Raw genomic sequence first — 12,854 nt, forward strand, 5'->3', positions numbered from 1 at the left:
CCCCCGAGCGTACGGGACGGAGGAAACGCCCTTGCCTGGAGTGCGCTCCAGCCCTCTAGCGTTCCCGGCATGACCGTGCTCGACGACACCACGCACCACACAGAGCGGGACGAGACCGAACAGCACGAGACCGAAACCGGGGGCGGGCCCGGCACCGTCGCCGTCGCGGAGGGCGGGGCCGGGCCCGTGTGCCAAGGCGGCGCGCTGCCCGACGCCTGCGCGACGGTGGACGTGCCCCACCCCCGCCCGGACGGCACCGACCGCTACACCATCGGCGAGGTGGCGGCGGTGACCGGACTGAGCGCGGACACCCTGCGCTGGTACGAGCGGATCGGCCTGCTGCCGCACGTCGACCGCTCGCACACCGGACAGCGCCGCTTCTCCAACCGGGACCTCGACTGGCTCTCGCTCGTCGGGAAGCTGCGGCTGACCGGGATGCCGGTGGCGGACATGGTCCGCTACGCCGAGCTCGTCCGGCAGGGCGAGCACACCTACCCCGAGCGGCTGCGGCTGCTGCGCACGACCCGCGAGAGCGTGCTCCGCCGCGTCGCCGAGCTCCGGGACACCCTGGCCGTACTCGACTACAAGATCGACATCTACGCGCACGCCGCACCGGCGTCGGAGAGGCAGCGATGAACTCCACCAGCCACCCCGCCAACGACCCCGCCAACGACCCCGCCAACGGCCCCGCCAACGACCCCGCCAACGGCCCCGCCCAGCCCCTGCCCGACGCGCCCCTGGGCGACAGCGGCCTGCGCGTGGGCGTGCAGGGCCTGGGCTGCATGGGCATGAGCTTCGCCTACGGCCCCACCGACGCCGACGAGGCCCGCCGCACGCTCGACCACGCCCTGGAGCTGGGCGTCACCCTCCTGGACACCGCCGACCTGTACGGCTACGGCGCCAACGAGGAGTTCCTCGCCCCCTTCGTCCGGGCCCACCGCGACGCCCTGGTGGTGGCGACCAAGTTCGGCATCGTGTACGGCTCGGACGGCCCCTCCGGCCACGGCGTCCGCAACGACCCGGCCTACGTCCGGCAGTGCGTCGAAGGCAGCCTGCGCCGACTCGGCGTCGACATCATCGACCTCTACTACATGCACCGCCGCGACCCGGAGGTGCCCATCGAGGAGACCGTCGGCGCGATGGCCGAACTGGTCGCCGAGGGGAAGGTCCGCGCGCTGGGGCTGAGCGAGGTGACCGGCGCCGAGCTGCGCGCGGCGCACGCCGTCCACCCGATCGCGGCCCTCCAGTCGGAGTGGTCCGTCTTCAGCCGCGACGTGGAGCGCACGGCCGTGCCCGCCGCCCGCGAACTGGGCGTGGCCTTCGTGCCCTACTCGCCGCTCGGACGCGGGTTCCTCACCGGCTCCTTCACCCGGGCCGACCAGGAGCTGTCCCCGGACGACTTCCGGCGCACCATGCCCCGCTTCACCGGCGAGAACGCCCACGTCAACGCGGCCCTGCTGGACCCGCTGCGGGCGATCGCGCAGCGGCGCGGGCTGACCCCGGCCCAGGTCGCCCTGGCCTGGGTGCAGCAGCAGGCGGACGTGCACGGGCTCACCGTCGTCCCCATCCCCGGCACCCGGCGCCGGACCCGGGTGGCGGAGAACGTGGCCGCGGCCCGGGTCCGGCTGGCGGCGGCCGAGCTGGCGGAGCTGGAGCCGCTGGCCGCCCAGGTGGCCGGGGACCGGTACGCCAGCATGGCGCTCACCAGCGCCGGACGCGAGTAGCGGCACGCGCCCCCTTCCGCCGGTGCCCTCCCGGGACGCCTCACCCGGGGCCGGACGTGCCCCGCGCCACCGTCGGCGCGGGGCACGGCGTCGTACCGGCCCAGGGTGATCGCCGCGTACGCCGCGAGCGAGGCGGTGCCCGGAGCGAAGTAGCCGTCGTGACCCTCGGCGCCCGCGGCGGAGACGACGCGGGCGCCGAACGCGGGGTCGGTCGGGTCGGTGCCGTGGCCGAGGCCGAGCAGGCGGACGTGGGGCACGTGGGCGACCCAGTCGGCCTCGGCCAGCTCGGTGGCCCACACCCGGCGCGCGCCGGGCACGTCCGCGGCGTGCGACAGGCCGGTGCCGGGGCTGCCCAGGAACACCACGTCGCCGGCGTCCGCCCGGTCCGCGCCCGCCCGGTCCGGGTCCGTTCGATCCGCGTCCGTTCGACCGGCGTCCGTCCGGTGGGTGTCCGCCCGGTCCGCGTCCGCCCGCGCGCACAGCAGCGAGCCGTAGCTGTGGCAGAACAGGGCGGGGGCGGCCGCGTCGGTGGTCGCGGCCAGGCCGGTCAGGAAGCGCGTCAGCCGGGGCGCGCCCGCTTCGGCGAGGCGGTCGGTGGCGGCGTCGATGCCGAGGCCGTCGGGTGTGGTGTAGCCGACCCAGGCGACGACGGCCGTCGGCACCCCGGGGGCCGTCCGCTCCAGGCGCGCGTGCAGGTTGCGGGCGGCGGTCCGGGCGCCGTCGTGGTCGGCGAGGTCCAGGTCGGACCCGGGCACCACGACGGCCACCCGGCGCGCCCGGGACAGGTCGCCGACCACCTCGGTGACCAGGCCGCGGCCGCGAGGGTCGAAGGCCAGCAACTGACGCTCACCGGGCAGCGGTCGGCCGGTGTGCCGGGCGTAGGCCAGCGCGTTGGCCGCGTACCGCAGCGCCACCGGGGCGCCGTCCAGGTTGCCCACCACGCCCGGGTGGCGCTCCGCCAGCTCCCGGCGCGCGTCCGGGCTGAGCGAGGCGAAGAACGCGGCGACGCGCCGCGGGGACGCCGTCGCCGGGTCGGGCAGCTCACGGCCCTGCACGGTGTCGGCCCGCCACGCCGCCGTGCCCGGTGGCGGGCCGGTGATCGGTTGCTGCTGCGGGCCCGCCGCCCAGCCTCCGGCCCCGACCACGGCGGTCAGCGCCAGCGTCCCCGCCGCCGTCGCGCGGGCCAGCCGTCGGCGCGCGGTCCGGGCGGCCGCCCACCCGGTCCGGTGGGCGTCGACGCCCCTGGTGCCGCCGCTCCGTACCGCTTTCCGCTGCCACATCCGGCGCTCCCTCGCTCGCTTCCGGTGGGGTCGCCGGAGAGCGTGCGCGGACGGCCGTGGACGCCGCGTCACCCCGCGGAGCCATCCGCGGGGTGGTACCGGGGTAGGGGCAGGGGGAGACCGGGGGCGGGGTCGGGCTCCGCGTGCGTCCGGGTGTGCCGCAGGGGGCGCGGGGGCGGTACGGGGCCGCGCGCCGGACGTTTCCGGCCGCTTCGAACCGCTCGGGACGTCGCGGGTCGTGCGGGACGTCGCGGGCCGCTCGGTCGGTCAGCCCTCGCCGGGGGTGACGAGCCCGGATTCGTGGGCGAAGACGACGGCCTGCGGCCGGTCGCGCAGCTCCAGTGTGGTCAGGACGCGGCTGACGTGGGTCTTCACCGTCTGCTCGGCCACCACGAGGTCGGCTGCGATCTCCGCGTTGGACCGGCCCCGCGCCACCAGGCCCAGCACCTCCGTCTCGCGTTCGGTCAGCCCGTTCAGACGCAGCCGGGGAGCGCCGCGCGGGGCCCGGCGCTGCGCCGCGAAGCCCGCGATCAGTCGGCGGGTGACGGACGGGGCCAGCAGCGCGTCCCCGGCGGCCACCACGCGCACCGCCGCGGTCAGGTCCGCCGGCGGGGCGTCTTTGAGCAGGAAGCCGCTGGCCCCCGCGCGCAGCGCCTCGTAGACGTAGTCGTCCACGTCGAACGTCGTGAGCATGCGCACCCTGGGTCGGTGCGTGACGCCCCGGGCCGGCTCCAGCAGCCTGCGGGTGGCGGCGAGGCCGTCCGGCACCGGCATCCGCACGTCCATCAGCACCACGTCGGGGTGGGGGCGGTGGCCCAGGTCGACGCCGCCACGCCGTCGGGCGCCTCCCCGACGACGTCGATGTCGCTCTGCGCGGACAGCAGCGCGGCGAAGCCGCCGACCGCAGCGGGCTCGGCCGGGGACCCCGAGGTGGGTTCGGGGCTGCGCGCCCCGGCGCCTTCGGGCCCGGGCGCGCCGGGGCTGTCGGCGTCCGGCGGCGGGGCGGGGGAGTGAGGTGCGCTCATTGCGGTGTGGTGCGGCACGGGGGCCGCGACGGGGCCGAGGCTACAGCTCGGCGAGCAGGTCGGCCTTCTTGGCGGAGAACTCCTCGTCGGTCAGCAGGCCGGAGTCGTGCAGCCGGCCGAGGTGGCGGATGCGCTCGGCGATGTCGGCCGGATCGGCGCGCAGCGCGCTCGGCGCGGAGCCCGGCAGACCCGTGCCGCTGCCGCCGAGCGCCTCGCCGGCGGCGCGCGTGCGGGGGATCTTCTCCAGCACCGAGGCGGCCAGCGGCAGCGACTCGTGCACCAGGCCGTAGCCGAGGCCGAAGACCACGGCCGCCGGGTCCTGGTCCGCCTCCGCGGCATCGCCCTCCGGCGCGTCCGCGCCGCGTCGCAACAGCCGCAGGTGCCCGCCCAGCAGCTCGGGCGAATGCCAGTCGACGCCCTCCAGGTCCTCCACGGGGAAGAACTGGTCACCGGCCTTCCACTTGGCCGACGAGGCGCCCGTCCAGAACCAGCGGAACGCCACGGTGCTGCCGTCGAAGCTCGCCTTGCCGTCGTAGGCCTTGAACTGCAACGGCGGCTCCGGGGCGGCCACCAGGAACTCGTCGGCCGGGTGGTCCGCGTCCGGGCCGAGGACGCCGCGCAGCTCGGTGGCGTAGTAGTCCGCGAGGGTCTCGCGCTCGGCGGGCAGCACCAGACGGTAGGGGTCGCAGGCGAGCTTGAGCTGCCCGGCGGCGGCGTCCAGCAGCGGATCGGCGCCCTTGCGGGGCACCACCCGCAGCGCCACCGTGCCCCGGCGCAGGCCCGGCCCGAGCTCGACACCGGCCAGCGCCGCGTAGGGCACCGTTCTCTCCCGCAGGACGTGGAACAGCTTGGGTGTGCGAATCCCCCGTTCGAAGCGGATGCGCACGGAGTCGGTGTCGAACTCCCAGGCGGAGTGGATTCCGGCCAGCACATCACCCATGCGGCCCATCGTATGCGGCGACGGCCCGCGCGTCCCCCCGTCGCGGCTAACGGCCGTTAATGCAGCTCAGCGGAACCGTAGGTGCCGCTTCCGATCGCGGCCAGGTTCGCCAGGCTCTCCGTGCCCGGCGTGAAGTAGGCTGTGTGCCCCCTTGCGCTCCCCGTGGCCAGCCGGCGCGCGCCGAACGCCGGAGACACCGGGTCCGCGCCGTGGCCCAGGTCCCCGAGGCTGAGGTAGGGCACGTCGGCGATCCAGTCGTCCGGGGTGCGCATCGCCCACACCGCGACGCCGGGGGCGAGGTCCTCGGCGCAGCCCGCCCGCATGCCCGGACTCCCGGCCACCGCGACATCCGTGACGCGCGCGGCGATGACCGGGTCCCGGGCGGCCAGGCCGCACACCACGGAGCCGTAACTGTGGCACAGCAGCGCGACGCGTCCCGCCCCGGGCAGGCCCGCCACCAGCTCCGTGAGGCGCCGCGCCCCCGCCTGCGCCAGCTCGCCGGTGGCCGCGTCCACGCTCGCGCCGCGCGGCGCGGTGTAGTCGGCCCAGGCGATGGTGGCGGTGCGCACGCCGGGTGCCGTGCGGCGCTGCTCGGCCCGCACCGCCTGCGCCATCCCCACCGGGGCGGCGTACTTCATCCGCGTCCGCTCGAAGGTCAGCACGTCCACGTCCGCTCCCGGCACCACGACGGAGACGCGTTCGGCGCGGCGGAGGTCACCGAAGACCTCCGCGACCCGGCCCCCGCCGGTCGGGTCGAACGCGAGGATCTGCCGGCCGTCCTCCAGCAGTGAGGTGAAACGGTTCATCCGGCGCCCGGCGAGGTGGCGCCCGACCGGGCTCAGCCGCGGGTCGGCGTGCCGCTCGGCCTCGGCGGCGGCCGCGCGCCGCAGCGCGATGCGGTTGGCCTGGTACCGCAGCCGCACGGGGACTCCGTCGAGGTTGCCGACCACGAGGGGATGGCGCCGCGTCAGCGCCCGGCGCTGGTGGGGGTCGAGCGTGCCGAAGAAGCGGGCCAGCTCAGCGGCTCCGGCCTCGGCACTGGGGAGCCCCCGGCCGCCGAGGGTGGCCTCCTCCCAGGCCAGCAGTGCCTCGGTGCGCGCGTCGGGGGCCTGCTCCCCGTCCTGCCGCGCCGTCCACCCCGTGGTGGTCAGCAGCACGAACACCACCGCCACCGTGAGCAGGATGCGCCACGGACTCCAGTGGGTCTGCTCGGCCGAAGGCTCGGTCCACCCGGCCGACGGCGCACCGCGGGTGGGCGGAGACGTGCTGGGGTGCGGGGAGAAGATCGCGGAAGCCACACCCTACGAGACGCCGCACCTCCGTCCCCGGAGCCGTGAGACACATCACGTTTCCCTCCAGTCCACCCGTCTGAGCACCACCTTTCCGACCAGCACACCCGGCGGTGCGACGGGCAGCAGCTCCCCGTCCGGACCGCCCGGCCCCCCCGGAGTCGCCAACCACGAACCCGGCCGGAACCCGCCCCGACACCCGTGCCCCCGGCCCGGCAACTCCGGTGCACGAGACCCGGGGCACCCGACCAGCCGAGCCCCGAACGCCCGGCGTCCGCGACCTCACCACCCGGAGCCCCAACCCCCCGAGCCGCGATGGCCCGGCGCGCGGAACCCAGGGCGTTGGCCCCCGGTGCCCCGATCGCCCAGCGTGCGGAGACCCGAGGCGTTGACTCCCCGGTGCCCCGATTCGCCCGGCATGCGTCACCTCACCGCCCGGGGGTCTGGCGCCCGGGGCCCTGGGAGCCCGGGGGCGGGGGTGTGAAGGTCCCGCGCTCCGATTCGCCCGGCATGCGTCACCCCACCACCCGGGGGCCGGAGGCCGGGGTGCGAAGGCCCGACGCCTGCGTCCCACCGTCCGGAGGTCCGGCGGCCCGAAGCCGCGGCGTGCGGGGCCCGCCCGGGTCGGTCTCCCACCGCTCGGCTCACCGGCGGCCGGGGCACCCGCGGCGCCGGGAGCGCCATCCGGAGAACAGGGAGGGGGTGAGCTGGTCGAGGTGCCGGTCCATCTCCCGTCTGGCCCGCTCGATGGTGATGTCGTCCCCGAGGGCCCAGCGGTGCATCGCCACCCGCATGACCGCGGCGAAGGCCGCGACCAGGACCCGGGGTCGGGGGTCGGCGTCGGGGTCCAGGCCTTCCCGATCGGCGACGATCAGGGCGAGCCGTTCCTCCATCTCCGTGGACCGCCGCAGCTCGACGGCCACCAGCGTCGGCGTGGTCTCGATCACGTGCGCCAGCCGCAGGTGCAGGTCCAGGGGCACGACCTCGGCGATCGCCTCACCGGTCGAATCCCAGGTCTCGGCCAGCGCTCCGCGCAGCGCCGTGATCGGCGCCTCGCGCCTCGGCCGGTCCCGGAAGGCCGCGACGAAGCGCTCCTGGATCATGTTCTGCACGGCGAAGGCCACGTCCTCCTTCCCGGCGAAGTAGCGGAAGAAGGTGCGCTGGGACACGTCCACGGCGGTGGCGATCTCGTCCACGGTCGTGTGCTCGTAGCCCTGGGAGACGAACAGCTCGTGGGCGGCGCGGACGAGTGCGTCCCGGGTGCGCTGCTTCTTGCTCTCGCGCAGGCCCGCCAACAACTACCTCCAGAGGCTTTCCCCCGCCGTTTCGAACGGTTCACCCTACCTGTGAGCAAGGCGACAGGCGCGAGCCGGAAAACCGTTCGAAAACTGTCACTCGCTGACATTAATCTCGGGCGCATGACCACCGACACCTCCCCTGCGCACGCCCCGGCGCCCGGCTCCCCACCCGATCAACCCCCGCCCGCGCCGCGCGCAGGGCTGCGCGGCCACCCCTGGCTGACCCTGGTCACCGTCGCGATCGGCGTCATGATGGTGGCGCTGGACGGCACCATCGTCGCGGTCGCCAATCCGGCCATCACCGCGGACCTCGGCGCCTCCCTCGCCGACGTGCAGTGGATCACCAACGGCTATCTGCTGGCGCTCGCCGTCGCCCTCATCACCGCCGGCAAGGTCGGCGACCGCTTCGGCCACCGCCAGACCTTCCTGGTCGGCGTCCTGGGGTTCGCCGCCGCCTCCGCCGCGATCGGGTTCTCCGGCAGCGTCGCCTGGCTGATCGCCTTCCGCGTGCTGCAAGGCCTCTTCGGCGCGCTCCTGATGCCCGCCGCCCTCGGGCTGCTGCGCGCCACCTTCCCGGCCGAGAAGCTCAACATGGCGATCGGGATCTGGGGAGCCGTCATCGGTGCCTCCACCGCCGGCGGCCCGATCGCCGGCGGCCTGCTCGTGGAGCACGTGAGCTGGCAGTCCGTCTTCTTCATCAACGTGCCCGTCGGCCTGCTGGCCTGCGTGCTCGGCCTGGCCATCCTCGTCGACCACCGAGCCGCCGCCGCGCCCAGGTCCTTCGACATACCCGGGGTCCTGCTGCTGTCCGGCGGCATGTTCTGCCTCATCTGGGCACTGATCAACGCCCCCGAGTGGGGCTGGGGCGACGGCACGACCTGGCTCTTCCTCGCCGTCTCCGTGGTCGCCTTCGTGGCCTTCGCCGTCTGGGAGCGCAGGGCCGCGGAACCGCTCCTGCCGCTGTCGATGTTCCGTTCCGTGCCGCTGTCGGCGGGGACGGTGCTCATGGTGCTCATGGCCTTCGGCTTCATGGGGGGCATCTTCTTCGTCACCTTCTACTTGCAGAACGTGCATGGGATGAGTCCGGTGGACAGCGGCCTGCACCTGCTGCCGCTGACCGCGATGATGATCGTCGCCTCCCCGCTGGCCGGAGCCGTCATCACGCGCGTCGGTCCGCGCATCCCGCTGGTCACGGCCATGGGGCTGTCGGCGGTCGCCATGTTCGGCCTGTCCACGCTCCAGCCGGAGACCGGAACGCTGGAGATGTCGGTCTGGTTCGCCCTGCTGGGCCTCGGCCTGGCGCCGGTGATGGTGGGAGCGACCGAGGTCATCGTGGGCAACGCGCCCCTGCAGCACGCCGGGGTCGCCGGCGGGCTCCAGCAGGCCGCCATGCAGGTCGGCGGCGCGCTCGGTACCGCCGTCCTGGGCGCCGTCATGGCCTCCCGGGTCGGCAGCACCCTGCCGGGGGAGTGGCAGGCGGCCGGGCTGGCCCCGCTGGATGCGGAGCAGTCCGCGGCGCTGCGAGAGGCCGCCGAGGTCGGCGTCGTCCCGCCACCGCCCGAGGGAGCGCCCGAGCAGATGGCGTCCGCCATGGCGGACGCCGTGCACGGTGCGTTCATCTCCGGCATGGGGCTCGCGTTCGCCATCGCCGGCGGGGTCGCCGTCCTGGCTGCGGGGGTCGCCCTGTTCACCAAGCGGGGGCGGAGCGACGCGGGCCCTGCGGTGCACGTGTGACGCTACGCCCGTGACCAGGCCGCCGCAGCGGCCTGTGGACAACTGACGGGTTGTGGACAACTCGGCCCCCCGTGACGGTGAAACGGCCGGTCTGCTCTTGGCAGGCCGGCCGTTTCGCGTCGAGTCTTGGTGCCAGCGCGGCGCTCCCACGCCGCCGTCGCACTCCGCGACACGACCACCTCGACCACACCGCTCCGGGGGTACCCATGCGCCTCTCCACCCGCACGTTCACCCGCACGTTCACCCGCACGTTCACCCGCACGACCGTCCACGCCACGACCGCCACACCGACCGCCGCGCCGCGGAAGCACCTCGCGGGCGCGGGCCACACGCCGGGCACCGCACGGCACAGGCGGGGCGGCACCGGCCGCCGCTTCGGCCGGGCGCTGGGCGCCGGCGCCGCCGTCCTCGGGCTCGTCGCGGCCCCCGCCGCCGCCGCGTCCGCCGCCGCGCCGGAGCTGGGGGCGTGTACGCCCGGCCAGCTCTGTCTGTGGTCAGGGACGGACTTCACCGGGGAGCGGCACGCCTACGAGCTGACCGACACCGGCATCGAGAGCTGCGTCGCACTGCCGCGGGACGTCAGTGCCGCGGCCGTCGCCAACCGCACCGGCCGCCCGGTGACGGTCTACCAGAGCCGGACGTGCGCCGAGACGGGGGAGTTCCACACCCATCCCACGGGTTCGTGGGCTCCGCGGACGCCGTACGCCGTGCGCGCGTTCAAGGTGTGGGAGAGGTGAGCACGCAAGAGGCGGCCCGCCGAGCGGGCCGCCTCCCCGTACTGCTCCGACGCTGCCTACGCGTCGCCGCCGGCGGGGCCCGGGTCGGCCGCCGCCACATCCAGGAGCTTGTAGCGGTCGATGGCCTGCTTGGGCGCCGAGCGGTCCACCTTCCCCTCCTTCGCCAGCTCCACGAGCACACCCAGCACGATCGACTGGGCGTCGATGTGGAAGTAACGCCGGGCCGCACCCCGCGTGTCCGCGAAACCGAACCCGTCCGCGCCGAGGGACTGGTACGGCCCCGGCACCCAGCGGGCGATCTGGTCCGGCACACCGCGCATCCAGTCGGAGACGGCCAGCACCGGTCCTTCGGCGTCCTGGAGGACCCGCGTGACGTACGGCACCCGCTGCTCCTCGTCGGGGTGCAGCAGGTTGTGCTCCTCGGCCGCCACCGCGTCACGCCGCAGCTCGTTCCAGGACGTCGCCGACCACACGTCGGCGCGCACGCCCCACTCGTCCGCGAGGATCTGCTGCGCCTCCAGGGCCCAGCCCATGGCCACGCCCGACGCCAGGATGTGCGCCCGCTGCTCGCCCCGGTCCCCGGCGCGGTAGCGGTACAGCCCGCGCACGATGCCCTCGGCGTCCACGTCCTCCGGCTCGGCCGGCTGCTGGATCGGCTCGTTGTAGACGGTCAGGTAGTAGAAGACGTCCTCGGCGTCCTCTCCGTACATCCGCCGCAGGCCGTCCTTGACGATGTGGGCGATCTCGAAGCCGAACGACGGGTCGTAGGCCACACACGCCGGATTCGTGGAAGCCAGCAGTTGCGAGTGGCCGTCGGCGTGCTGCAGCCCCTCACCCGTCAGCGTCGTGCGCCCCGCCGTCGCGCCGAGCACGAATCCCCGGGCGAGCTGGTCGGCCATCTGCCAGAACTGGTCGCCGGTGCGCTGGAATCCGAACATCGAGTAGAAGACGTACACCGGGATCATCGGCTCGCCGTGCGTCGCGTAGGCCGAACCGGCCGCGATGAGCGAGGCCGCGCAGCCCGCCTCGGAGATGCCGTCGTGCAGCATCTGGCCGGTCGGGGACTCCTTGTAGGCGAGCAGGAGTTCGCGGTCGACGGACTCGTAGCTCTGCCCGAGCGGGTTGTAGATCTTGGCCGTCGGGAACAGCGAGTCCATGCCGAAGGTGCGGTACTCGTCGGGCGCGATCGGCACGAAGCGCTTGCCGATCTCCTTGTCCTTCATCAGATCCCGCAGCAGCCGCACGAAAGCCATCGTGGTGGCGACCTGCTGGTTGCCCGAGCCCTTCTTCAGTGCCGCGTACGCCTTGTCGTCCGGGAGCTCCAGGGGCTTGGCGCGCACCACCCGCGTCGGCACGTAGCCGCCCAGCCCCTGACGGCGGTCGTGCATGTACTGGATCTCCTCCGAGTCCCGCCCCGGGTGGTAGTACGGGGGCGGGCCGGACTCCAGCTCCCGGTCGGTGATCGGGATGTGCAGCCGGTCACGGAAGCGCTTGAGGTCGTCGATGGTCAGCTTCTTCATCTGGTGCGTGGCGTTGCGGCCCTCGAAGTTCGGACCGAGCGTCCAGCCCTTGATCGTCTGGGCCAGGATGACCGTCGGCTGACCCTTGTGCTCCCGGGCGGCCTTGTAGGCGGCGAAGACCTTGCGGTGGTCGTGCCCGCCACGGCCCAGGTGCAGGAGCTGGTCGTCGGTCATGTCCTCGACCATGGCGCGCAGCCGGTGGTCGTCGCCGAAGAAGTGTTCGCGGATGTAGGCGCCGGTCTCGGTGGCGTACGTCTGGAACTGACCGTCGGGCGTGGTGTTGAGCCTGTTCACCAGGACGCCGTCGCGGTCCTGGGCGAGCAGCGGGTCCCACGAGCGGTCCCAGATCAGCTTGATCACGTTCCAGCCGGCCCCGCGGAACTGGGACTCCAGTTCCTGGATGATCTTGCCGTTGCCGCGCACCGGGCCGTCGAGCCGCTGGAGGTTGCAGTTGACGACGAACGTCAGGTTGTCCAGGCCCTCGCGCGCGGCGATGGAGAGCTGCCCGAGCGACTCGGGCTCGTCCATCTCGCCGTCCCCGAGGAAGGCGTACACGTGCGAGCGGGAGGTGTCGGCGATGCCGCGCGCCTCCATGTAGCGGTTCATCCGGGCCTGGTAGATCGCCCCGATCGGCCCGAGGCCCATCGAGACCGTGGGGAACTCCCAGAAGTCGGGCATGGACCGCGGGTGCGGGTAGCTGGAGAGCCCGTTGGGATAGGCGGACTTCTCCTGCCGGAAGCCGTCGAGCTGTGCCTCGGTCAGCCGGTCCAGCAGGTAGGCACGGGCATAGATGCCCGGGGAGGCGTGGCCCTGGAAGAAGACCTGGTCGCCGCCGTCGCCCTCGTCCTTGCCCCGGAAGAAGTGGTTGAAGCCGACGTCGTAGAGGGAGGCAGAGGAGGCGAAGGTCGCGATGTGGCCGCCGACGCCGATGCCCGGGCGCTGCGCGCGCGAGACCATGACCGCCGCGTTCCACCGGGTGGCGTTGAGGACCTTGCGCTCGATCTCCTCGTTGCCGGGGAAGAACGGCTCGTCACGGGTGGCGATGGTGTTGACGTAGTCCGTACTGCGCATCTCCGGCACGGCCACCCGCTTGGCGCGGGCGCGCTCGATGAGGCGGAGCATGAGATAGCGGGCACGTTCCCTGCCTCGCTCGTCGACGGCCGCGTCGAGCGAGTCGAGCCACTCCTGGGTCTCTTCGGGATCGAAGTCCGGGACCTGACTGGGAAGGCCGCCAATGATGATCGGGTTGCGATCGGATGCGGAAGCCACGCTGTTCCTTCGCTGCTCGGTAGTGCTCTGGTGGTGTC

General features: G+C 74.1%; 8 protein-coding genes and 2 pseudogenes. 4 read left to right on the forward strand and 6 right to left on the reverse strand.

Annotated features, from left to right (window positions below):
* Positions 1-69 precede the first annotated feature (69 nt).
* Positions 70-636 (forward strand): MerR family transcriptional regulator, encoded by a 567-nt coding sequence (locus tag OSB71_RS20660; RefSeq protein WP_265950156.1) that lies wholly within the window; start codon positions 70-72, stop codon positions 634-636.
* Positions 633-1,724 carry an aldo/keto reductase gene (locus tag OSB71_RS20665; protein ID WP_265950157.1) on the forward strand — a complete coding sequence of 364 codons (1,092 nt, stop codon included), beginning with the start codon at positions 633-635 and terminating at the stop codon, positions 1,722-1,724. Before OSB71_RS20660 ends, OSB71_RS20665 begins: the two co-directional genes overlap by 4 nt.
* A 257-nt stretch (positions 1,725-1,981) precedes the next feature.
* Here OSB71_RS20665 and OSB71_RS20670 read toward each other — a convergent pair.
* The 5 genes and pseudogenes from OSB71_RS20670 to OSB71_RS20690 form a co-directional block, all read right to left on the reverse strand.
* Positions 1,982-3,004 (reverse strand): annotated as a pseudogene (locus OSB71_RS20670) (alpha/beta hydrolase); the annotation flags it as partial.
* A 267-nt stretch (positions 3,005-3,271) separates the two neighbouring features.
* Positions 3,272-3,888: pseudogene (locus OSB71_RS20675) on the reverse strand (LuxR C-terminal-related transcriptional regulator).
* Positions 3,889-4,069: 181 nt separating this feature from the next.
* Complete coding sequence (locus tag OSB71_RS20680) at positions 4,070-4,969, reverse strand: DUF4429 domain-containing protein (RefSeq protein WP_265950159.1); 900 nt, start codon at positions 4,967-4,969, stop codon at positions 4,070-4,072.
* A gap of 56 nt (positions 4,970-5,025) precedes the next feature.
* The gene (locus OSB71_RS20685) at positions 5,026-6,267 is read right to left on the reverse strand and encodes an alpha/beta hydrolase (protein ID WP_323055323.1); all 1,242 of its coding nucleotides are present in this window, start codon (positions 6,265-6,267) and stop codon (positions 5,026-5,028) included.
* Between the two features lie 635 nt (positions 6,268-6,902).
* Positions 6,903-7,553 (reverse strand): TetR family transcriptional regulator, encoded by a 651-nt coding sequence (locus OSB71_RS20690; RefSeq protein ID WP_265950160.1) that lies wholly within the window; start codon positions 7,551-7,553, stop codon positions 6,903-6,905.
* 123 nt (positions 7,554-7,676) lie between these two features.
* On the opposite strand from OSB71_RS20690, the gene OSB71_RS20695 reads away from it, so the two are divergent.
* Positions 7,677-9,290 (forward strand): DHA2 family efflux MFS transporter permease subunit, encoded by a 1,614-nt coding sequence (locus OSB71_RS20695; RefSeq protein WP_265950162.1) that lies wholly within the window; start codon positions 7,677-7,679, stop codon positions 9,288-9,290.
* Positions 9,291-9,496: 206 nt separating this feature from the next.
* Positions 9,497-10,027 carry a peptidase inhibitor family I36 protein gene (locus tag OSB71_RS20700; RefSeq protein WP_416237303.1) on the forward strand — a complete coding sequence of 177 codons (531 nt, stop codon included), beginning with the start codon at positions 9,497-9,499 and terminating at the stop codon, positions 10,025-10,027.
* Positions 10,028-10,083: 56 nt separating this feature from the next.
* Here the strand turns inward: OSB71_RS20700 and aceE are convergent, their stop codons facing one another.
* A complete protein-coding gene (aceE, locus tag OSB71_RS20705) occupies positions 10,084-12,816 on the reverse strand; it encodes a pyruvate dehydrogenase (acetyl-transferring), homodimeric type (RefSeq protein ID WP_265950164.1) in 2,733 nt (910 codons plus the stop codon).
* Positions 12,817-12,854: the final 38 nt, after the last annotated feature.

This window comes from Streptomyces marinisediminis, assembly GCF_026262575.1.
Classification (GTDB): Bacteria; Actinomycetota; Actinomycetes; order Streptomycetales; family Streptomycetaceae; genus Streptomyces; species Streptomyces marinisediminis.